This is a genomic window from Pantoea sp. nfd-35, assembly GCF_056892255.1.
In genome coordinates, this window is the sequence record NZ_CP122403.1 from 165,652 (window position 1) to 187,382 (window position 21,731).

At 52.7% G+C, this 21,731-nt stretch carries 24 protein-coding genes; 15 read left to right on the top strand and 9 right to left on the bottom strand.

Going from position 1 to position 21,731, the window contains the following annotated elements; all coding sequences use genetic code 11:
• Nucleotides 1-1,197, top strand: a complete 1,197-nt coding sequence (kbl, locus tag P9J57_RS00760) for a glycine C-acetyltransferase (RefSeq protein WP_014604757.1) — start codon at nucleotides 1-3, stop codon at nucleotides 1,195-1,197.
• A gap of 9 nt (nucleotides 1,198-1,206) precedes the next feature.
• Nucleotides 1,207-2,241 carry an L-threonine 3-dehydrogenase gene (tdh, locus tag P9J57_RS00765; RefSeq protein WP_013027720.1) on the top strand — a complete coding sequence of 345 codons (1,035 nt, stop codon included), beginning with the start codon at nucleotides 1,207-1,209 and terminating at the stop codon, nucleotides 2,239-2,241.
• A gap of 86 nt (nucleotides 2,242-2,327) precedes the next feature.
• On the opposite strand, the gene P9J57_RS00770 is transcribed toward tdh, so the two are convergent.
• A complete protein-coding gene (locus P9J57_RS00770) occupies nucleotides 2,328-3,239 on the bottom strand; it encodes a divergent polysaccharide deacetylase family protein (protein ID WP_022622376.1) in 912 nt (303 codons plus the stop codon).
• A complete protein-coding gene (gene envC / locus P9J57_RS00775) occupies nucleotides 3,240-4,541 on the bottom strand; it encodes a murein hydrolase activator EnvC (protein WP_019105399.1) in 1,302 nt (433 codons plus the stop codon).
• A gap of 252 nt (nucleotides 4,542-4,793) precedes the next feature.
• On the opposite strand from envC, the gene P9J57_RS00780 reads away from it, so the two are divergent.
• The 5 genes from P9J57_RS00780 (at nucleotide 4,794) to cysE (ending at nucleotide 7,907) form a co-directional block, all read left to right on the top strand.
• Entirely contained in the window at nucleotides 4,794-5,225 is a 432-nt protein-coding gene (locus P9J57_RS00780) for a rhodanese-like domain-containing protein (RefSeq protein WP_013027717.1), read from the top strand.
• A gap of 16 nt (nucleotides 5,226-5,241) precedes the next feature.
• Nucleotides 5,242-5,496: a glutaredoxin 3 gene (grxC, locus tag P9J57_RS00785; RefSeq protein WP_013027716.1), complete on the top strand. Its 255-nt coding sequence runs from the start codon at nucleotides 5,242-5,244 to the stop codon at nucleotides 5,494-5,496.
• Between the two features lie 36 nt (nucleotides 5,497-5,532).
• Nucleotides 5,533-6,003, top strand: coding sequence for a protein-export chaperone SecB (gene secB / locus P9J57_RS00790; protein WP_013027715.1), 471 nt, complete (start codon nucleotides 5,533-5,535; stop codon nucleotides 6,001-6,003).
• Nucleotides 6,003-7,019: an NAD(P)H-dependent glycerol-3-phosphate dehydrogenase gene (gene gpsA, locus P9J57_RS00795; RefSeq protein ID WP_013027714.1), complete on the top strand. Its 1,017-nt coding sequence runs from the start codon at nucleotides 6,003-6,005 to the stop codon at nucleotides 7,017-7,019. Before secB ends, gpsA begins: the two co-directional genes overlap by 1 nt.
• Nucleotides 7,020-7,085: 66 nt before the next feature.
• On the top strand, nucleotides 7,086-7,907 hold the full coding sequence (cysE, locus tag P9J57_RS00800; RefSeq protein ID WP_013027713.1) for a serine O-acetyltransferase: 822 nt from the start codon (nucleotides 7,086-7,088) through the stop codon (nucleotides 7,905-7,907).
• Here the strand turns inward: cysE and trmL are convergent.
• From trmL to cpxR, 3 genes are read right to left on the bottom strand one after another with little or no spacing between them, the layout of a single operon-like run.
• Complete coding sequence (gene trmL, locus P9J57_RS00805) at nucleotides 7,904-8,377, bottom strand: tRNA (uridine(34)/cytosine(34)/5-carboxymethylaminomethyluridine(34)-2'-O)-methyltransferase TrmL (RefSeq protein ID WP_013027712.1); 474 nt, start codon at nucleotides 8,375-8,377, stop codon at nucleotides 7,904-7,906. The genes cysE and trmL overlap by 4 nt on opposite strands.
• Before the next feature lie 35 nt (nucleotides 8,378-8,412).
• Nucleotides 8,413-9,792 carry an envelope stress sensor histidine kinase CpxA gene (gene cpxA, locus P9J57_RS00810; RefSeq protein WP_013027711.1) on the bottom strand — a complete coding sequence of 460 codons (1,380 nt, stop codon included), beginning with the start codon at nucleotides 9,790-9,792 and terminating at the stop codon, nucleotides 8,413-8,415.
• Nucleotides 9,789-10,487: an envelope stress response regulator transcription factor CpxR gene (gene cpxR, locus P9J57_RS00815; RefSeq protein ID WP_014604760.1), complete on the bottom strand. Its 699-nt coding sequence runs from the start codon at nucleotides 10,485-10,487 to the stop codon at nucleotides 9,789-9,791. Before cpxR ends, cpxA begins: the two co-directional genes overlap by 4 nt.
• A gap of 148 nt (nucleotides 10,488-10,635) precedes the next feature.
• Between cpxR and cpxP the strand changes: the two genes are divergently transcribed.
• From cpxP to P9J57_RS00845, 6 genes are all read left to right on the top strand, one after another.
• Complete coding sequence (gene cpxP / locus P9J57_RS00820; RefSeq protein ID WP_013027709.1) at nucleotides 10,636-11,145, top strand: cell-envelope stress modulator CpxP; 510 nt, start codon at nucleotides 10,636-10,638, stop codon at nucleotides 11,143-11,145.
• A gap of 826 nt (nucleotides 11,146-11,971) precedes the next feature.
• The gene (locus P9J57_RS00825) at nucleotides 11,972-12,136 is read left to right on the top strand and encodes a KGG domain-containing protein (protein WP_013027707.1); all 165 of its coding nucleotides are present in this window, start codon (nucleotides 11,972-11,974) and stop codon (nucleotides 12,134-12,136) included.
• A 234-nt stretch (nucleotides 12,137-12,370) separates the two neighbouring features.
• Nucleotides 12,371-13,273 carry a CDF family cation-efflux transporter FieF gene (fieF, locus tag P9J57_RS00830; RefSeq protein ID WP_014604761.1) on the top strand — a complete coding sequence of 301 codons (903 nt, stop codon included), beginning with the start codon at nucleotides 12,371-12,373 and terminating at the stop codon, nucleotides 13,271-13,273.
• Between the two features lie 206 nt (nucleotides 13,274-13,479).
• Nucleotides 13,480-14,442 (top strand): 6-phosphofructokinase, encoded by a 963-nt coding sequence (pfkA, locus tag P9J57_RS00835; RefSeq protein WP_006121288.1) that lies wholly within the window; start codon nucleotides 13,480-13,482, stop codon nucleotides 14,440-14,442.
• Between the two features lie 146 nt (nucleotides 14,443-14,588).
• Nucleotides 14,589-15,578: a sulfate ABC transporter substrate-binding protein gene (locus P9J57_RS00840; protein ID WP_015699313.1), complete on the top strand. Its 990-nt coding sequence runs from the start codon at nucleotides 14,589-14,591 to the stop codon at nucleotides 15,576-15,578.
• Nucleotides 15,579-15,686: 108 nt separating this feature from the next.
• On the top strand, nucleotides 15,687-16,460 hold the full coding sequence (locus tag P9J57_RS00845) for a CDP-diacylglycerol diphosphatase (protein ID WP_041458036.1): 774 nt from the start codon (nucleotides 15,687-15,689) through the stop codon (nucleotides 16,458-16,460).
• 31 nt (nucleotides 16,461-16,491) lie between these two features.
• Here the strand turns inward: P9J57_RS00845 and tpiA are convergent, their stop codons facing one another.
• Both tpiA and P9J57_RS00855 read right to left on the bottom strand, forming a co-directional pair.
• A complete protein-coding gene (gene tpiA, locus P9J57_RS00850; protein ID WP_041457862.1) occupies nucleotides 16,492-17,259 on the bottom strand; it encodes a triose-phosphate isomerase in 768 nt (255 codons plus the stop codon).
• Nucleotides 17,260-17,379: 120 nt separating this feature from the next.
• Nucleotides 17,380-17,970 (bottom strand): DUF1454 family protein, encoded by a 591-nt coding sequence (locus tag P9J57_RS00855; RefSeq protein WP_014604764.1) that lies wholly within the window; start codon nucleotides 17,968-17,970, stop codon nucleotides 17,380-17,382.
• A 97-nt stretch (nucleotides 17,971-18,067) separates the two neighbouring features.
• Here P9J57_RS00855 and P9J57_RS00860 point away from each other — a divergent pair, with 97 nt between their 5' ends.
• Entirely contained in the window at nucleotides 18,068-18,502 is a 435-nt protein-coding gene (locus P9J57_RS00860; RefSeq protein ID WP_013027700.1) for a DUF805 domain-containing protein, read from the top strand.
• On the opposite strand, the gene fpr is transcribed toward P9J57_RS00860, so the two are convergent.
• Complete coding sequence (gene fpr / locus P9J57_RS00865) at nucleotides 18,493-19,239, bottom strand: ferredoxin--NADP(+) reductase (RefSeq protein ID WP_013027699.1); 747 nt, start codon at nucleotides 19,237-19,239, stop codon at nucleotides 18,493-18,495. The genes P9J57_RS00860 and fpr overlap by 10 nt on opposite strands.
• Before the next feature lie 271 nt (nucleotides 19,240-19,510).
• Between fpr and emrD the strand changes: the two genes are divergently transcribed.
• A complete protein-coding gene (gene emrD, locus P9J57_RS00870; RefSeq protein WP_013027698.1) occupies nucleotides 19,511-20,704 on the top strand; it encodes a multidrug efflux MFS transporter EmrD in 1,194 nt (397 codons plus the stop codon).
• Here the strand turns inward: emrD and glpX are convergent.
• Complete coding sequence (glpX, locus tag P9J57_RS00875) at nucleotides 20,694-21,704, bottom strand: class II fructose-bisphosphatase (RefSeq protein ID WP_014604766.1); 1,011 nt, start codon at nucleotides 21,702-21,704, stop codon at nucleotides 20,694-20,696. The genes emrD and glpX overlap by 11 nt on opposite strands.
• Nucleotides 21,705-21,731 lie beyond the last annotated feature (27 nt).

Consider the following 21,731-nt stretch of genomic DNA (forward strand, 5'->3'; position numbering starts at 1 on the left):
ATGCCAGCGCATTTTTACCAACATATCCGGCAGCAACTCGACGCCGCCCAGCGTGAAGGTTTATTCAAAAAAGAACGTATTATTACCTCCGCACAGCAGGCAGAAATTGAGGTCGGGCCTGAGCGTCCCGTAATTAACTTTTGCGCGAATAACTACCTGGGTTTGGCCAACCACCCAGCCTTAATTCAGGCAGCCAAAGAGGGCATGGATTCGCACGGTTTTGGCATGGCATCCGTGCGTTTTATCTGCGGTACCCAGGATATACACAAACAGCTGGAAAAAAAGCTCGCCGATTTTCTGGGAATGGAGGACGCCATTCTTTACTCCTCCTGTTTTGACGCCAACGGCGGGCTGTTTGAAACCTTACTGGGCGCGGAAGATGCCATCATCTCTGATGCACTCAATCATGCATCGATTATTGATGGTGTACGCCTGTGTAAAGCACAGCGCTATCGTTACGCTAACAATGATATGGCGCAACTGCGCGACCGCCTGAAGGAAGCCAGGGATAACGGGGCGAAGACCATTATGATTGCCACGGACGGCGTGTTCTCGATGGACGGCGTGATCGCCAATCTGAACGCCATTTGCGATCTTGCAGACGACTATTCCGCACTTGTCATGGTCGATGATTCCCATGCGGTTGGCTTTGTCGGAAGTACCGGTCGCGGAACGCATGAGTATTGCGACGTCATGGGCCGGGTCGACATTATCACCGGCACGCTGGGCAAGGCGCTGGGCGGCGCATCCGGCGGTTACACTGCTGCCAAAGCAGAGGTGGTGGAATGGCTGCGTCAGCGCTCACGGCCTTATCTGTTCTCTAACTCGCTGGCACCGGCAATTGTCGCGGCTTCTCTTCGCGTGCTGGATTTATTAAGCGAAGGCGACGGTTTGCGTCAGCGCTTGTGGGACAACGCACGTTTCTTCCGCGAAAAAATGACATCGGCAGGTTTTACGCTGGCCGGCGCCGATCATGCCATCATTCCGGTCATGTTGGGAGAAGCCAGCGTCGCGCAGGAATTTGCTCAGTTGTTACAACAGGAAGGCATCTATGTCACCGGGTTTTTCTATCCGGTTGTGCCAAAAGGTCAGGCACGCATCCGAACCCAAATTTCAGCAGCGCACAGCCAGCAGCAACTCGAAACGGCGGTGGCAGCTTTCACGCGCATTGGTAAACAACTTGGCGTCATTGCCTGAGGATTAACCATGAAAGCACTGGCTAAGTTGAAAAAAGAGCAGGGCATCTGGATGGTGACTGATGCGCCAGTTCCCGAGCCGGGTCACAACGATCTGCTGATAAAAATTCGTAAAACCGCCATCTGTGGGACAGACGTACATATTTACAACTGGGACGACTGGTCGCGTAAAACCATCCCGGTCCCCATGATTGTCGGCCACGAATATGTCGGTGAAGTGGTGGCTATTGGTCAGGAGGTTAAAGGGTTTAACATAGGCGATCGGGTTTCGGGCGAGGGGCATATCACCTGTGGGCACTGCCGAAACTGCCGCGCAGGCCGTACCCATCTCTGTCGAAATACCCAAGGCGTTGGCGTTAACCGCCAGGGATGCTTTGCAGAGTATCTGGTTATTCCCGCCTTTAATGCATTCAAAATTCCCGACAATATTTCCGACGAGCTGGCAGCGATTTTTGATCCCTTCGGCAACGCGGTACATACCGCCTTATCCTTCGACCTGGTCGGTGAAGACGTACTCATTTCCGGTGCCGGCCCTATTGGTATTATGGCGGCTGCGGTGTGCCGCCATGTCGGTGCGCGGAATGTCGTGATCACGGACATTAATGACTACCGGCTTGAACTGGCCCGCAAGATGGGCGTGACCTGCGCGGTCAATGTCGCCAGAGAAGATCTGCGTGAAGTCATGCATGCGCTGGACATGAAAGAAGGCTTTGACGTGGGATTAGAAATGTCAGGTGCACCGCCCGCTTTCCGAACCTTGCTTGAGGTGATGAATCACGGTGGGCGGTTGGCCTTACTGGGCATTCCTCCGGGAGAAATGGCTATTGACTGGAACCTGGTGATCTTTAAAGGACTGTTTATCAAGGGCATATACGGGCGTGAGATGTTCGAAACCTGGTATAAGATGGCCGCGCTGATTCAGTCAGGTTTGGATCTCACCCCGATTATCACTCACCGTTACCCGATTGATGACTTCCAGCAGGGTTTTGATGAAATGCGCTCGGGGCAGTCTGGAAAGGTGATTCTGGACTGGACGTCGCCTTGATCGCCCGAGTAGCGAGTAAGAAAGATAACGTTTGTCTGCGTAATGTGATTGCTCAGCACCAGGTTTAATGCCTGGTGCTGAGTGTTTTAGAACAGTTCATCAATACGATGATAAAGCGGACTTTCTGTAATGCTTTCACCAATAACGCTCAGCGCACGGCTAGCCGGAACTGGTGCCAGCGGCTGCTTCACTTTACATTCACCAGGCGGCTGGAAGCCCTGAAGTGGCTTGCTGTGTGGTGTGATCTTGGCTGGCGATGCGTTGCCGTTGCGTAGCGGTTCATTCAATAACTGACCCGGCGTCACCAGGGTGATATCTGCGGGCAGCGAGGGCAACATTTGTTGCAGCACCCGCACGGTATTGGGATGCGGATGACCGATCGCAATCGCGTAGCCATCACGCTGGGCCAGACTGACTGCCCGGTTGAACTGCTGTCGAATCGCATTGATATCCTGACTGTCATCTAAAAATACGCGACGCTTAAGCACCCTGACGTGCGTTCCCTGTGCGGCCTGCAGTGACTGACTGTTACCAATCGTCATGCTGTCGAGAAAGTACAGATTGTACTGATTCAGCGCCTGCATGACTTTTTGCATACCCGGCAGGCTCGATGTCATTTTGCTGCCCATATGGTTATTCAGCCCCACTGCATAGGGGACATTGTTGACCGCACTACGGATGATGCGATCGATTTCCGCGCGGCTCATTTCAGGCGTTAAGGTGTTTTTCTCAAGCGGTTGCTTACTTAACGGCGCCATAGGCAGGTGAATCAGAACTTCACGGCCGCCCTGATGCGCTTTGATGGCCATCTGACGTGCATAGGGCGCATCAGGAAGCACCGCGACAGAGATCGCCTGCGGCATTTGCAGCACTTTATTTTCTTCCGTGGGTCGATAGCCGAAATCATCAATGACGATGGCGAGCTTAGCGGCCTGGGACGCGAAACTGAGCAACAGTCCGCACAGCAAGGCGGTAATCTGGTAACGATGAACTAACACTTATTTTCCCAACCACGGAACTGGATTGACCGCTTTACCCTGACGTCGGATTTCAAAATAGAGCGAAGGCGTGCCGCGACCACCGCTGGTGCCCACCAGCGCAATGGGCTGACCGGCCTTCACCTGGGCACCTACGCTGACGAGGGCGCTTTGGTTATAGCCATACAGACTCATATCTCCTTTACCATGCTCGATAACTACGACCAGACCATAGCCCTGCAACCAGTCGGCCATCAATACACGACCATCGGCAATGGCTTTGACCTCTGTGCCTTCCGGAGCCGCAATGACCAGGCCTTTCCAGCGTAATTCGCCTTGCAGTTCCTCACCGAACCGATGTTCGACGCGTCCGCGTACCGGCCAGATATCCTGACCGTTGGGCCGTCCCAGTCCGCCCGTTCGCGCCATCAGCTCGCGCTCGCTTTGTGTTGGCTGATAACTGGAGCCTTTCGCTTTCGCCTGCACCTGACGCTGACGCACTTTTTCTGCCTCACGTGCCTCACGGGCGGCGCGTTCACGGGCTTCTCGCTCGGCACGAGCGATTTTATCTTGCAGGCGGCTTTCGTTCTGGCGCATCTCAACCAGGTCAGCCTGATCCTTCTGCAGTGCGCTTTCCAGAGACGTGAGCGTTTTTTTACGCGCGGCGCTGGCTTGCTGGAGTTTGTCTTGTTGTTCTTGCTGCTGGGTTAACAGCGTTTTCTGCTGTTGTTGCTTTTGTTCCAGCGAGGCGCGCTGTTGGGCTAATTCCTGACGGGTGGTTTGCAGGGCGGTGATATTTTCCTGACGTGCGGTGTTCAGATAGCCAAAGTAAGCGAGGATACGTTCGCTACGCTGACTCTCTTCACCGCCTAACAGAAGTTGCAAACCTTTGTGCTGCCCCTGGCGAAAGGCGGCGTCCAGCTGTTCAGCAAGCAGCTTTTCCTGCTGTGCCTGCTGCTTTTCAAGACGGGAAACCGAGGCGGTGACCTGGGTAATCTCACCCTTCAGGGCCGACAGGCTGTTACGGGTTTCCCGTAGCTGTCGACTTGCCTGAGCAATGATCTTTTCCTGACTTTGTAGCTGATTAAGTAACTGGCTGCGCTGAACCTTTTGGGCTTTTACGCTTTTTTCTTTTTCGGCAATTTCTTGCTGGATAGATTTCAGCTGGGCTTTGTTGTCATCCGCCGATAAGCCGGGTAGAGGAAACAACAATATGCCCGCATAAAGCAGGCTAAAAGACAGGGCGGACAAGCGTGTAAACAACGGCAGGGGACGACCGTTGTAACGAGTCCATGTTGGTAGAACGGTTGTCTTTCCCTTCATAGGCCGATGATTATTCCACGATGAACAGTTGCTTACCAGCATTGCCGACCGGCTTTTGCTTTCTCAGTGCGATCCATTTTCATCAGGACAAGGGACAAGCGCCACGACATTTTTGCCATTCAGCCAATTTTTTTGGAAAATGACGCACAAATCGTCACTCTGTCCGCTTAGCGTCTGTACATGCGAAGTGGCGCAGGTATACTCAGAAGCCTTGTTTTAGCTTATTAGCCCGGTCTGGAGTCGTTACCCCTCATGCAAGAAATTATGCAGTTTGCAAGCAATCACCCCATCCTGAGTCTGGCATGGGTCGTCTTACTCGTACTGGTGATTGTGACTACCGTTAAAGGAATGTTCTCTAAAGTAAAAACTATCAGTCGAGGCGAAGCAACCCGACTCATTAACAAAGAGGACGCGGTAGTGGTAGACGTGCGTTCGCGTGATGATTACCGCAAGGGGCACATTTCGGGCGCGATAAATGTGGCTGCAGCAGATATCAAGAAAGGCAGTTTAGGCGAGTTGGAAAAGCATAAAGCACAGCCCATAATTGTTGTATGCGCAACCGGACAAAGCGCGGCAGATCCTGCTGCCCATCTGAGCGCGGCTGGATTTACCCAGGTTGCCGTTCTCAAAGACGGTATCAGTGGTTGGAGCGGCGAAAATCTGCCGTTGGTTCGCGGTAAATAATCATCCTGAGGTCCCTATGGCAAATGTTGAAATTTACATCAAAGCAACCTGTCCTTATTGCCACCGGGCAAAAGCGCTGCTGAGTCAAAAAGGCGTGGCGTTTCAGGAGATTCCCATTGATGGGGACATGGCAAAACGCGAAGAGATGATTAAGCGCAGTGGCCGGACTACCGTGCCGCAGATCTTTATCGACGGTCAGCATATTGGCGGTTGCGACGATCTGATGGCGCTCAACGATCGTGCAGGTTTAGATCCGTTACTTCAGGCGTAATTACGCCAGACATATTAACTTACAGGACTTAGTCACATGTCAGAACATAACACCAACGAAATGCAATTTCAGATTCAGCGCGTTTACACGAAAGACATTTCTTTTGAAGCGCCGAACGCGCCACAAGTGTTTCAGAAAGAGTGGGAACCAGACGTTAAGCTGGATCTGGACACGGCTTCTTCGCAGCTGGCTGATGAAGTGTATGAAGTGGTGCTGCGTGTGACTGTAACCGCGACCGTTGGCGAAGATACCGCTTTCCTGTGTGAAGTGCAGCAGGCGGGCATTTTCACCATCGGCGGTATCGACGGCACTCAGATGGCGCATTGCCTGGGCGCTTACTGCCCGAATATTCTGTTCCCTTATGCCCGTGAATGCATCACCAGTCTGGTTTCTCGTGGTACGTTCCCGCAGCTTAACCTCGCGCCGGTTAACTTTGATGCGCTGTTTATGAACTATCTGCAGCAGCAGCAAGGCGAAGAAGGTGCCGCGCAACATCAGGATGCCTGATGACTACTCACGCTTCGATTAGCGTCATCGGTGCCGGTTCGTACGGCACCGCTTTGGCGATTACGCTGGCCCGTAATGGCCATCCCGTGTTGTTGTGGGGCCATAATCCCGCCCACATGGCACAGCTGCAGTCAGACCGCTGCAATCTTGCTTTCCTGCCTGATGTTCCCTTTCCCGATAATCTGACGATTGAACCCGATCTCGCCAGGGCCATTGCGGCCAGCCGCGATCTACTGGTGGTCGTACCCAGCCACGTCTTTGGCGAAGTGCTGACGCAGATCAAACCTGGCTTACGTGAGGACTCGCGTATCGTCTGGGCGACGAAAGGGCTGGAAAAAGAAACCGGTCGTTTGCTGCAGGACGTCGCCCGGGAAATCCTGGGTGAGGCCATTCCGCTGGCGGTGATATCTGGCCCAACCTTCGCGAAAGAACTGGCCGCGGGTTTACCTACGGCGATTGCGCTGGCGGCAACCGATACGCAGTTTGCGGATGATTTGCAAACGCGGTTGCACTGCGGCAAAAGTTTCCGCGTGTATAACAATCCCGATTTTATCGGGGTTCAGCTGGGTGGCGCGGTTAAAAATGTGATCGCGATTGGTGCTGGGATATCGGACGGTATCGGATTTGGCGCGAATGCACGAACGGCATTAATCACCCGTGGACTGGCAGAGATGAGCCGTCTTGGCGCAGCGTTGGGTGCCGATCCCACGACGTTTATGGGGATGGCAGGCCTGGGCGATCTGGTGCTTACCTGTACCGATAATCAGTCGCGTAACCGCCGCTTTGGCATGATGTTGGGGCAGGGCGAAGAGGTCGATGGCGCACAACGCATTATCGGACAAGTTGTAGAAGGTTACAGAAATACGAAAGAAGTCAAAGCGCTGGCTGCACGTGTCGGGGTTGAAATGCCCATTACGGAGCAGATTTATCAGGTGCTCTATTGCGGAAAACCGGCACGAGATGCAGCATTAAGCCTGCTGGGGCGTTCGAGGAAGGACGAAAACAGTACAAACTAAAGCAGGAAGCCAGGCATCATAACCTGCAGCGCCGATCAAGGCGCTTTTTTATCGGGAGAAAACAGCATGTCGTCTGATGAGTTAGAACTGGTCTGGGACAATATCAAGGCGGAAGCACGCGCGCTGGCAGACTGCGAGCCGATGCTGGCCAGCTTTTACCATGCGACATTGCTTAAGCATGAGAATCTTGGCAGTGCTCTTAGCTATATGCTGGCCAATAAGCTGGCGAATCCGATCATGCCTGCTATCGCTATTCGTGAAGTGGTAGAAGAAGCATACCGTGAAGATCCCTCAATGATTGCGTCTGCTGCTTGTGATATTCAGGCGGTTCGCCTGCGCGATCCTGCGGTTGATAAATACTCCACGCCGCTGCTTTATCTGAAAGGCTTTCATGCGCTTCAGGCGCATCGTATCGGGCACTGGCTGTGGAATGAAGGCCGACGCGCTCTGGCCGTTTATCTGCAAAACGAAGTCTCAGTCTCCTTTGCGGTTGATATTCATCCGGCTGCCAAAATTGGTCATGGGATCATGCTGGATCATGCTACCGGGATTGTGATCGGTGAAACCGCCGTTGTGGAAAATGATGTATCAATCCTGCAGTCAGTAACGCTTGGCGGCACCGGAAAAACCAGCGGCGACCGCCATCCGAAAATTCGTGAAGGGGTGATGATTGGCGCGGGTGCGAAAATCCTCGGTAATATCGAGGTAGGCCGTGGTGCCAAGATTGGTGCCGGCTCCGTGGTGTTGCAATCTATCCCTCCACATACCACCGCCGCCGGGGTTCCTGCGCGCATCGTCGGCAAGCCCGGCAGTGAAAAGCCGTCAATGGATATGGATCAACACTTTAACGGTAACGGTGCAGGCTTCCAGTTTGGCGATGGTATTTAAGATTTAATCAGTGCGCCAGCATAGTCGAGTTGGCGCCACGCTTCGTAAACCACTACCGATACCGCGTTGGACAGGTTCATGCTACGGCTTTCCGCCATCATCGGAATGCGGATTTTTTGCGCTGCGGGCAGAGCCTGTAATATCTCTGCGGGTAACCCGCGGCTTTCCGGTCCAAACAGCAAATAATCCCCAGACTGATAGTTGACCGCACTGTGTGCGGGCGTGCCTTTGGTGGTCAGCGCAAACAGGCGCTCAGGCTGCTCGGTAGCGATGAAAGCCTGATAGTCAGCATGAAATTTGATCGCGGTAAATTCGTGATAGTCCAACCCGGCGCGACGCAGGCGCTTATCGTCCCAGGCAAAGCCCAGTGGCTCAATCAGGTGGAGCTGAAAACCGGTATTGGCGCACAGGCGAATAATATTGCCGGTGTTAGGTGGGATTTCTGGTTCAAATAATACGATGTTAAGCATAAGGCCCCCGATAACGAGGGCCGAAGCATAGCAAATTATTGCCTTGCAGAGGAGTAAAGTGGCAGCCAGATAGTGAGGCGCAGTCCACCCAGCGGGCTGTCATCCGCTTTGACCCACCCGCGATGTTGCTGTATTGCCGTTTCCACAATCGCCAGCCCCAGGCCGGTACCGCCGGATTCCCTGTCCCGCGCTTCATCAGTGCGGTAGAAAGGACGAAATATCTGCTCGCGATCCTCCGGGCTGACGCCAGGACCGTCATCATCAACGTGCACGGTAATACCCGAGATATCCACGGAAAAACTGACGCTGATATGCGTGTGCGAGTAGCGCAACGCATTACGGACGATGTTCTCCAGCGCGCTTTCCAGCGCATGTGGATTGCCGTATAGCGGCCAGGGGCCTGGAGGATAAGGAATCTCCAGCGTCTTGCCCATTTGTTCCGCTTCAAACCTGGCGTCTTCCAGCACGTCATTCCAGAGCTGGTTTGCCTTCATGGCTTCGCTGACCAGCGCGTTCTTATGCTGGGTTCTCGACAGCACCAACAGGTCATTAATCATGCCGTCAAGCCGCTGAGCTTCCATCTCAATGCGCTCCAGCTCTTTGCCTTCACCCTGACGGCGACGCAGCAGGGCGGTAGCCAGCTGAAGTCTCGTCAGCGGCGTACGCAATTCGTGGCTGATATCGGAAAGCAGACGTTGCTGACCGTTCATCATGCGCTCCAGCGCACTCACCATTTGATTGAAGCTGGAACCGGCGGCCAGAAACTCCTGCGGGCCCGATTCCAGTTCAGGATGTTGACGCAGGTTGCCGCTGGCCACTTCATCCGCAGCGTATTTGAGTTTACGTGCAGGACGCGCCAGGCTCCACGCCAGCCAGAGCAGAAGCGGTGAGCTAATCAGCATGGTAACGATAAGCAGTAGCAAAGGCCGGTCAAACAGCAGGTTGATAAAGTCCAGTTGAGAACTGCTGGCAGGCCGAATCAGGTAAAGCTGATAGTTATCCTCCCCATCCCGAACGGCGAAAGGGCCCACCATTTCGACGCGACCATACTTTTTCTTCTGTGGATGATCGGCATTGTCTGACTGACCGATGAAGTTACGGATAACCTGCATTTCATTATGCTGCGCGCCAATAACCCGGCCTTCGCTGGTGACTAACAGCAAGCGCTGACCGGGCGGTGCCCATTTCTCAATCGCGCGAAATAAGCGCCGCCACCACATCAAATCGTTAGGGGGATCGCGCATTAACTCCGCTTCAACGTGCTGCTCTATCATCGTCCCCTGACGCTGCTCACTCTCCATCAGCGACGTCATCTGACGTGAATCAAGCTTGGGTACCATGAGCACCAGCATCAATACCAGTGCCAGCGTCAGCCAGAAAATAGCAAAGATGCGGGTAGTCAAACTTCCTATCATGATGCAGAAACCATCAGATATCCGCGGCCACGTAATGTCTTAAACCACGGATGTCCGTCACGGCGGTCAGGGAGCTTACGGCGCAGGTTAGAGATGTGCATGTCAATGGCGCGGTCAAAAGGCGTAAGGCGTTTGCCCAGCACTTCCTGGCTAAGGTGCTCGCGAGAGACAACCTGCCCAAGATGCTGTGCCAGAAGATAAAGCAGGGTGAATTCCGTTCCGGTGAGATCCAGCGTCTCGCTGTCGAAACTGGCTTCCTGACGGCCCGGATTCAGGCGCAGGCAGTCAACTTCCAGCGTGGGTGAACTGTTATCGTGCTGTTGCTGCTGTTCACTCCAGTTTGAACGGCGCAGGATAGCGCGAATACGCGCGACCAGCTCACGATCGTTAAAGGGTTTAGGCAGATAGTCATCGGCACCCAGTTCAAGGCCCAGCACGCGATCCAGTTCGCTTCCGCGTGCGGTAAGCATAATGACGGGCGTCTGATATTGCTGGCGTAATTCTTTCAGGGTGTCGATACCGTTTTTCTTCGGCATCATGACATCCAGTAAAAGCAGATCAATTGAGTTATCAAGCAGGTTCAACGCTTGTTCACCATCGCTGGCGACCACGACTTCAAACCCTTCCATTTCCAACAGCTCTTTCAAAAGCGAAGTTAATTCGCGGTCATCATCTACCAACAGGATTTTATTCATTTTTGTAGCCCTCCGCAGGCAAAATAGCGTGTTCCCATGATACCAATCCATCGATTTACGTACTTTTACACCCCCTGACGGATGTTTGCAGCTATCGCCGTACACTGGCTATCGTTGAATCGCAAAACAGAACGAACTGGAGTAAACGATGCGCAAATTAACCGCCGTCGTTATTGCCTCAGCGATGGTTCTCTGTAACGCCAGCGCAAGAGCAGCAGAGCCGATGGCGCCTGATGATGTGCATCACGGCGAATTTACGACAGGCAGTATGACGCAAAATTCGCAAAGTCACATGTTCGACGGCATTGAGTTGACGGAACATCAACGGCAGCAGATGCGTGACCTTATGCAGCAAGCCCGACACGATCGTCCGGCAACGAATATTGATGATATCGCAGCCATGCATGATTTAGTGACTGCAGATAATTTTAACGAAGCGGCCATCCGCAGTAAGGCAGAAGCCATTGCCAGAGTTCAGGTAGAGCAGCAGGTTGAGATGGCGCGCGTTCGTAATCAGATGTACCACCTGTTAACGCCGGAGCAGCAGGCCGCGTTACAAAAGAATTATGAGCGGCGTATAAATTCATTACGCAAGCTTTCGAATCTGCAGCCAGCATCATCGCTGCAACCCGTGAGTCGTACCAGTAGTAACCAGTAGTAAATAGTATCCCTGTTTTCCTTGCCATAGACACATCCCTGTCTTCCCCCTCATGATGAGGGGGTTTTTTTTATCAGGTACTTATCCAAAAATCCTTTAAAATCAGTGCGTGACTAAAAACACGCTAAGCATTTGCAGACAGGTATAAGCGCCGCTGGTGTAGACAATATGTAGACAACGTTAGCTACACATTGAGGCCACCTTCAAGCGGATTACGCGTAATCGCATCCCTCAAATCGTTAGGTGCAAGATGGGCATAAGCTGCCGTTTGCTCAATCCTCGCATGGCCTAAAATCGCCTGTACCGATATGAGATTTCTGCCGTCTATCATGACCAACGACTGAACGTATGCCGCAAGATATGCATAGCTTGATGCCTGGGTATGTCTGGCTTCGCCAGTTTCATTAATTTGCAGAATTGTTCCTGGCTCACTTTGAACCAAAGATCCCTTTTCATCTCATGATGTTTTTTATCTGCGATTTATCATTTACGATGAATTTACAATTTATCGGATAGTTAAAAAAATAGAAAACACCGTTGGTTTTATTCCTGTTTTTCAGGGTGCTGTTTTTCTTGCGCGTTTTACCATCGAAGATATTTCACTTTTCTTTCATCTTTTAAATACATGATAAGTAAAACTTATTTAACTTCCTGCTTTGTTTTTATTTATATTTCAATCAGCTGCAAATATCCCGCTCCGCTTGCACGCTAATTGCGCAGTTCTACACTTAAGTTGTCTCAGCATGGAAGCCGATGTACTTACGAAATTAACGGAGAGCAGCAACCACATCATGTAGTCCGAATTAACCTATTAACGGAGTAAATTATGGCAGAGCATCGTGGTGGTTCAGGTAATTTCGCAGACAACCCGCAAAAAGCGTCTGAAGCCGGTAAAAAAGGCGGTAAGAGCAGCGGCACTGGCGGCGGCGGTAATTTTAAAAATAACCCCGAAAAAGCCTCCGAAGCGGGCAAGAAAGGCGGCAAAAAGTAACGGCTGCTAAGCACTGAACCAAATCTGCACGTTGATTTGGCGCTTACCCAAGGTAGGCAATTCGCCCCGTCTCTCTATGAGGACGGGGCGAAGTACTTTTTTTCCCTTCAGAAATGCCGTTTCATCCTGTTTCTTCGCCGTTCAGACAGTCAGGCGCGACGCCTTCTGTAGTGTTAAACTTAGCCTTTCTCTCATACTTCGTTACGTTTCAGTAATATGTCTATGGAGTTTGGCATGCAGGCTTCGTACGGAAAGTTAATCCAGTCTGCGGCAGTCGCGGCGACGCTGCTGGCTTCCGTCTTGTTGGTTGTGAAGATTTTTGCCTGGTGGTACACCGGATCGGTTAGCCTGCTGGCCGCGCTGGTCGATTCCCTGGTGGATATTGCCGCCTCGCTGACCAACCTGCTGGTGGTGCGTTATTCCTTACAGCCCGCCGATGACGATCATACATTTGGGCATGGTAAAGCGGAGTCGCTGGCCGCGCTGGCCCAAAGCATGTTCATTTCGGGTTCAGCCCTTTTCCTCTTTCTTACGGGTATTCAACATCTCGCTTCCCCTAACGAACTGCGCTCGCCGGGCATCGGAATTGTTGTCACCGTCGTAGCGCTGGTTTCGACATTAGTACTGGTCACCTTCCAGCGCTGGGTCGTGCGTAAAACCCGGAGTCAGGCCATTCGTGCAGATATGCTGCACTATCAGTCAGATGTGTTTATGAACGGAGCTATCCTGGTGGCGCTGATATTAAGCAGCTACGGTTTCACGCGCGCTGATGCACTGTTTGCGTTAGGGATTGGCGTCTATATTCTTTTTAGTGCGCTGCGGATGGGCCATGAAGCCGTTCAGTCTTTACTGGACAGAGCATTACCCGATGAAGAGCGGCAACAAATTATTGCGATTTCCCTCAACTGGCCGGGTGTACAGGGCGTACACGATGTGCGTACGCGTCAGTCCGGCCCGACAAAGTTTATCCAGCTTCACGTTGAGCTCGAAGATCAGTTACCACTCGTCCAGGCTCATCGTATTGCCGATCAGGTAGAGAAAGCGCTGCGAAAAGCGTTTCCCGGTTCTGACGTCATTATTCATCAGGATCCCTGTTCTGTGGTACCGTTTGAAAAGCAGGATTCTTTTAACTTTTAACTTACATGAATTAAGTTAATAAAATGGAAACGGCACGTTTTTAACATTGCTGCAAAAAATTAGTGAAAAGTTGTCTGACCTGAATCAATTCAGCCGCAGGCCTTTGATATACTATCTGCCATTATATGTTGCGCTCATCACAATCGTGTTTATCAGCGTTGAACAGGCCGGATTAACCCTTAGCTTCGAACAATCCAGAGGTTGTCATGATCAAAAAAATTGGTGTACTGACCAGCGGCGGTGACGCCCCAGGCATGAACGCAGCCATTCGCGGCGTGGTTCGCTCCGCGTTAAGTGAAGGGCTGGAAGTTTTTGGTATCTATGACGGCTATCAGGGTTTGTACGAAGACCGGATGATCAATCTCGATCGTTACAGCGTATCTGACATGATCAATCGCGGCGGCACTTTTTTGGGTTCAGCGCGTTTTCCTGAGTTTCGTAACGATGATGTCCGTCAGGTGGCCATTGAAAACCTGAAAAAGCGCGGTATTGATGCGTTAGTCGTGATCGGCGGGGACGGTTCCTATATGGGCGCCAAGCGACTGACCGAGATGGGGTTCCCCTGTATCGGCCTGCCAGGCACGATCGATAACGATGTTGCCGGCACCGATTACACCATTGGCTACTTTACTGCACTGGAAACGGTGGTGGAGGCGATTGACCGCCTGCGTGATACCTCTTCATCACACCAGCGCATCTCCATCGTTGAAGTGATGGGCCGTTACTGTGGCGATTTGACCCTGGCTGCCGCTATCGCTGGTGGATGCGAGTTTATCGTGTTGCCAGAAATTCCCTATACCCGTGAAGAGCTGGTGGCAGAAATTAAGGCCGGCATCGCGAAAGGTAAAAAGCATGCGATTGTTGCTATCACTGAACATATCTGTGATATCGACGATCTGGCGCGGTTTATCGAGACCGAAACGAAGCGCGAAACGCGCGCGACGGTACTTGGCCACATTCAGCGTGGCGGTGCGCCGTGCGCATATGATCGTATTCTTGCCTCCCGCATGGGTGCGTATTCCATTGAACTGCTCATGCAGGGCTACGGTGGCCGCTGTGTGGGTATCCAGAACGACAAAATGGTGCACCATGACATCATTGATGCGATTGAGAACATGAAGCGTCCATTCAAGCGTGACTGGATGGATACCGCGAAGCAGCTTTACTGATTTCACCGCATTAACGGGCATGCTCTTCCGGCATGCCCTTATACCTTCCGTATATTCCCCAAAGTTATAACCGCTTATTTTTAATTCTTTTAGCTCTGAAAAAGTTTATGTCACGCTTGTCCCATAATGAACTGGGAGAGTGCGCAATGAATAAATGGGCCATCGGTATTAGCTTGTTACTGGCATCAGGCAGTGTTCTGGCGAAGGATATTCAGCTGTTAAACGTTTCTTACGATCCCACCCGTGAGCTGTATGAGCAGTACAACAAGGCCTTCAGTGCGCACTATAAACAGGAAACGGGCGATAATGTGGTGATCCGTCAGTCGCATGGCGGCTCAGGCAAGCAGGCCACATCAGTGATAAACGGCATTCGTGCTGACGTCGTGACGCTGGCGCTGCAGTCTGATATTGATGCGATTGCTGAACGTGGCCGCATTGATAAGAACTGGATTAAGCGTCTGCCGGATAACTCAGCACCTTATACTTCCACGATTGTGTTCCTGGTCCGCAAGGGTAATCCAAAAGGGATCCATGACTGGAACGATCTGATCAAACCTGGCGTTTCCGTCATCACGCCCAATCCAAAAACCTCAGGTGGTGCACGCTGGAATTACCTGGCAGCCTGGGGCTGGGCGTTGGATCACAACAATGGCGATCAGGCAAAAGCGCTAAGCTATGTCAAAGCCCTGTTTAAAAATGTTGAAGTGCAGGATTCCGGTGCGCGCGGTGCGACCAACACCTTCGTTGAGCGCGGCATTGGTGATGTTCTGATCGCCTGGGAAAATGAGGCGTACCTGGCCGTGAATAAGCTGGGCAAAGACAAGTTTGAGATCGTTACCCCAAGCGAGTCTATTCTGGCAGAGCCGACGGTTTCCGTTGTGGATAAAGTGGTTGATGAGAAGGGAACGCGCCCAGTGGCTGAGGCCTATCTGAAGTATCTCTATTCGACCGAGGGACAGACGATTGCAGCCGAGAATTACTATCGTCCGCGCAATGCTGAGGTTGCGAAGAAGTTTGCCAGCACCTTTGCCCCTGTAAAATTGTTTACTGTGGACGAGAAATTCGGCGGTTGGGCTAAGGCACAAAAAACCCACTTCGCGGATGGCGGCACCTATGACCAGGTCATGAAGCCGTAACGATCGCCTGACATAATCTAAACCAGCGGAAACGCTGGTTTTTTTATGCGTGACATTCCGGCGCTGTCAGGCGAGGATGCTGATTGATTCAGTATGGAGAGGGTAACTATGCAGGCAAATCGTCGGGCCTTCATCATCATTGCGTTTCTGCTGGTGCTTGTCGTGGCAGGAATGGGGATAGCTTCCCTTCATGTTAAAGGCAATGCCGATGCGCTTTGGCAGATCGTCAGCGAAAAGTGCGTACCCAATCAGCAGAATAACGGGCAACCTGCGCCTTGCCTGCGAGTTGATCTGCAGCAGCGTTATACACTGCTCAAAGACCGTAACGGTCCCTTGCAATACCTGTTAATTCCCGTTGATAAGATAACCGGCATCGAAAGCCCGCGGTTGCTCAGCACAGCCACACCCAATTTTTTCAGCTTTGCCTGGCATGACAGAGGCGTAGTGGCGCAGAAATTCGGCTCGCCCATTAAAGACACCGTGCTGTCGCTGGCGATCAACTCCGAGTACGGCCGAACTCAGAATCAGCTCCATATTCATATTTCCTGCTTACGGCCCGATGTCCGCCAGCAACTGGATGGACTGGCACCGACTCTCAATGCGCAGTGGAAGGATGTTACCTTTCTGAACCATCACTATATTGTGCGGGTGCTCAGTCAGGCGGAACTGGATCAACAGAGTGTCTTTATCCGGTTAGCGTCTGAAGTCCCTGATGCTAAGAATGCGATGGGGAAATACGGTATGGCACTGGCAAGCTTACCCGATGGCCGTCTGGTGCTGATGGCGGTAGCGCGCAACTGGCTTTTGCTGAATAAGGGATCGGCAGAGGAGGTGCAGGATCACGACTGCGCCCTGCTGCAACCCATAAAAAAAGCGGCCTGATGAGGCCGCTTATGCTGTGCTCAATCGCCGGTTAGCGTTGTTTAGCCGCCGCAGCAGCTTTAACGATCACGGCAAACGCATCGGCTTTCAGCGACGCGCCGCCAACCAGGGCACCGTCGATGTCCGGCTGAGTAAACAGCTCGGCAGCGTTTTTATCGTTAACTGAGCCGCCGTACTGAATAATCACTTGCTCAGCGATAGCCGCATCTTTTTTGGCAATGTGGTCACGAATAAATTTGTGAACTGCCTGCGCCTGAGCAGGTGTGGCTGACTTCCCGGTACCGATCGCCCATACCGGCTCGTAAGCGATGATCGCATCTTTGAACGCTTCTGCACCCTGAGTGGTCAGCACCGCATCAAGCTGGCGTGCACACACTTCTTCGGTTTTGCCCGCTTCGTTTTCCGCTTCAGTTTCACCGATGCACAGAACCGGCACCAGGCCAGCGGTTTTCAACACGGCATATTTTTTCGCAATGAACTCGTCACTCTCTTTGTGATAAGTGCGACGTTCTGAGTGACCAATGATGATGTATTTCGCGCCGATATCTTTCAGCATTTCAGCGGACACTTCGCCGGTAAATGCGCCAGAGAGGTTTACATCAACGTTTTGAGCACCCAGAGCGATGTGGCTACCGGAGATGGCGTGTTTAGCCTGATCAAGATAGAGCGCGGGCGGTGCAATAGCGACGCCACAACCCTCAACGCCCGACAGTTCTTTGCGCAGACCGTCGATCAGTTCGGCTGTCATATGCTTGCTGCCATTCAACTTCCAGTTACCCATAACCAGTGGATGTCGCATTCTATCCTCCGCATAACGCGATACATGAAATGGCGCTGCCCCGGGGCAACGTTGTCTGCCAGACAGTATAGAGATCAAATAACGTCGTGGCTTTGCTTTTCGTCATTTTTGCCCCGTCCATCAGGGCGCAGCCAGCGCAAGTTTTACCGGCTCAATGGCAAAGGTTAATCCTTTATCCCCGTTATCAGACACCACAAAACGCAGTGCGCCTTCAACGTGCTCGTAGTATCGTGAGCCTTTGCCCGCTTTAAGTAATGTTTCCAGCTTTTTACGCCCTTCTTCTGGCGTGAGTCCCGGCACAAAAAAACGTAATATTGCGGTCATATAATCCATGGCTCTGGCCTGGGACGCACTTTGATCCGGGCCCGGAACCGGAAGCCAGGTGACCTGCAGCGTTTTAATTTTACCTGTGCCAGGCTCAAGCGCGGTCGAGGAGTAAAGCGTTTCGTTGATCTTGGTGGCTGCCCGCGTCAGATCGGTTTTCTCATCGCGGGAGTCAATGGCGCGATACTCCAGCAGCGGCAGTTGAGGGTTCGCGAGATTATATTTTTCACGAAACTGGCCGATAGTCATATCCAGCGTGGGCGCGCCTGTTAACAGATAGGGCGCGGTAGGCATATGTTCGGCCTTGTCGAGTGGCGGCGGATCGGCAGCAAATACCGGAACCGTCAGCGCAAGACTCAGCAACAGTGCGCCTGGCAAATTCTTCATTTTGTCGGCCCTGACCAATAAACTCGGAATCAAATTAGAACGGTTTTTACCTCTAAGGTCAAAAGCGTGCAGGTAAAATTTTGTCTGGGGAGCATGCATGATATTACAGCAATGGTTTTTTTCGTTTCGTGGTCGCGTCGGGCGCCGTGATTTCTGGCTCTGGCAGGCAATCTGGTTGCTGTTAACCAGCGTCCTGTTCTTTTTAGCCGGTAACGATCTGGTGGATACGCAAATGGCTGCGTTTGGCATCGTGTGTTTATTGTGGCCGGCCAGCGCCATCGTGGTTAAGCGCCTGCACGATCGTGATCGCCGCGGTTACTGGGCGCTGTTACTCATCGCTGCCTGGTTGCTGATGGCAGGTAACTGGAGCATGACCGGCGCTGTCCTGCAGTGGGTTATTGGCCGCGCGCTGCCATTTATCATTCTGGCAGGACTGATCCTGGACTTAGGCCTGTTTCGTGGCACCGCTGGCGATAACCGCTTTGGTGCCGCACCGGTGCCTTTACGTCTGAAGCGGGCGACTTACCAGTAATTCTCGCTGGTGATATGACCGGGCTTGCGCTTCAGGTGCTTGCGCATGCCGCGTGTCTCTTTCAACAGCTGCTGCGTATCTCGTACCATCTGTGGATTGCCGCAGACCATCACATGGCTGGTTTCTGCATCAATAGTCAATCCGGCCGCCCGCTCCAGCTCGCCACTTTCGATTAATGCCGGAACACGTCCGGTTAATGAGCCCATACTTTCTTCACGACTGACGACCGTGATCACCTGCAGCTTGCCGTTATAGATCTGCTGGAGCTGCTGCATTAGCGGTAAAAAGCTGAGGTCGGCTGCGTAACGTGCGGCATGCACCAGTACGATATGTTTAAAGCGATCCAGGCCTTCACCCTGCTGCAAAATGGACAAATAAGGCCCCACTGCCGTACCGGTTGCCAGCATCCATAAGGTCTGACATTCCGGGACTTCATCCAGAATAAAAAAGCCTGCAGCATCTTTGGTAATCATGACCTGCTCACCGGGGCGCAGCGCCTGTAAGTGTGGACTCAATTTGCCGTCGGGTACGGTGACTAAGTAAAACTCAAGCAGGTCGTCATTGGGCGCATTGACGTAAGAGTAAGCACGTTGCACTCGTTCACCTTCGATCTCCAGTGCCAGCTTGGCGTACTGCCCGGCACTAAACGGGGCGATAGGGGCCTTAACCCGCAAGCTAAACAGCGCGTCAGTCCAGTTTTTTACTTCCTTTACTTGAGCATTGATCCACTCGGCCATGGTTACTCCTTCAGCGTTGAATCGTCTGGCGAATAAACATCTTCTCTACTGCACTGGCAGATTACCAGTCCGTCAGGCTGCAAAGGCTCTAATCGACAAACTGTAATATTTAGTTTACATCCTGGTTGCAATTATTGACGTGAATTGCCCCGCCACTTTTTATGAATCACTCGCTTTGTCATGAAATCCTGATATTTTCCTGCCACAACGGGTTTCAGCCGTTATTTGTGCTGTTTAATCGTCCCTGTTCATACAGACCTTTCGTTAAAAGATGATGAAGAAAATAGAAAATCGTCCGTTGCTGATCATGCTCATTGCACTGGTCGCAGTCGGGCAGATGGCTCAGACCATCTATGTGCCCGCCATGGCGGCAATGGCGGATGCACTTCAGGTGCGAAATGGCATGATGCAGCATGTCATGGCGGCCTATTTAATCACCTACGGCGGATCGCAGCTGATCTACGGTCCGCTCTCTGACAGCGTGGGGCGCCGTCCGGTGATCCTGGCGGGGATGGCGATCTTTATGATCGGCGCGATTGCCGCCATGATGGCCTCGTCGCTGGATATGCTGGTCACGGGCAGTGCGATTCAGGGCGCGGGCACCGGCGTGGCCGGTGTCATGGCGCGAACCATGCCGCGCGATCTTTATAACGGTCATGCCCTACGTCAGGCGAACAGCTGGCTTAATATGGGCGTGCTCGCCAGCCCTTTAGTGGCACCGGTGATTGGCGCACTGTTAACGCAGCTGTTTGGCTGGCATGCCTGCTTTGCTTTTTTGCTGTTGCTGTGTCTGATGGTGACGGTCGCCATGGCGCGCTGGCTACCGGAGACGCGCCCAAACGGTGCCGAAGTCACGCCCTTCTTAAAACGCTATATCCGGCTGTTACGTGATGCGAATTTCGTCCGTTATCTGGTGCTGCTGATTGGCGCACTGGCCGGCATTGCCGTCTTTGAGGCCAGCTGTGGCGTGCTGCTCGGTGGCGTTCTGGGCCTGAACAGTTTCACCGTCAGTATTTTGTTTATCTTACCTATTCCTGCGGCCTTCTTTGGTGCCTGGTTCGCCGGACGTGAACAGCGCTCCTGGCATAGCCTGATGTGGTTTGGCGTCAACAGTTGCCTGCTGGCGGCGGTGTTGATGTGGATACCTGCCTGGTTTGGCATCATGACAATCTGGACGTTATTGATACCGGCGTCGCTGTTTTTCTTTGGCGCGGGAATGCTGTTTCCCCTGGCCACATCCGGTGCGATGGAGCCCTATGCCTGGCTCGCAGGAAGTGCGGGCGCACTGATTGGGGGGTTACAGAATTTGGGTTCCGGGCTGGTGGCGTCCCTGTCGGCGTTAATGCCTCAGCGCGATCAGTTCAGCCTTGGCCTGCTGATGGTTATCACGGCTCTGGTGATGTTGCTGTGCTGGCTGCCGCTTTCGCGACAGCCAGCAGGCGAGAATCAGGCTGTTACAGGATAAAGGGATGCAAAACCGGATCTTTGCGGTCCAGGTAATGCACAGACTGGATGCGGCGAATCGTGCGTGATTTGCCGCGAATTAACAGGGTTTCACTGGTGGCCATATTGCCCTGACGGGTGATGCCTTTCAGCAGATCACCACTGGTGATACCGGTGGCGGCAAAGATCACGTTATCGTTTCGCGCCATCGCCTGCAGGGGCAGGACTTTTCCTGCCTCAATCCCCATGCCAGCGCAGCGTTTCAGCTCATATTCCCCAATCCTGCGGTTCTCTTCGCTGTCACCTTTTACGTGATGTCGTGCCAGTAATCTGCCCTGCATATCACCATCCAACGCACGAATCACAGCGGCCGATACCACGCCTTCAGGCGCGCCGCCAATACCGTACATCACGTCAACTTCGCTGTCGGGCATACAGGTCAGAATGGAGGCCGCCACATCACCATCAGGGAACGCGAATAGTCTTACGCCCAGCTGTTTAAGCTGCTCGATAACGGCGTCATGGCGCGGCTTTGACAGAATGGACACGGTGAGTTGTGACAACGGCTTATTCATGGCGATGGCGATATTACGCAGGTTAATCTCAAGCGGGAGATCCAGATTGATATGGCCCCGCGCCGCCGGACCGACGATAAGCTTCTCCATATACATGTCAGGCGCATGAAGAAAACTGCCTTTGTCACCGACGGCCATCACGGCAAGCGCATTGGCCTGTCCCATGGCCGTCATGCGGGTACCTTCAATAGGATCGACGGCAATATCCACCGCGTCGCCCTGACCCGTGCCCACTTTTTCGCCGATGTAGAGCATAGGGGCTTCGTCAATTTCCCCTTCGCCGATCACTATCTGTCCATCGATCTGAATGGTATTTAAGACATGACGCATGGCATGAACGGCGGCACCGTCCGCCGCGTTTTTATCGCCGCGCCCTAACCACTTATAACCAGCCAGTGCGGCAGCCTCAGTTACGCGGGAAAATTCAATGGCAAGTTCTCGTTTCATTGCATGTACCTGACAAAAAACAGGCTG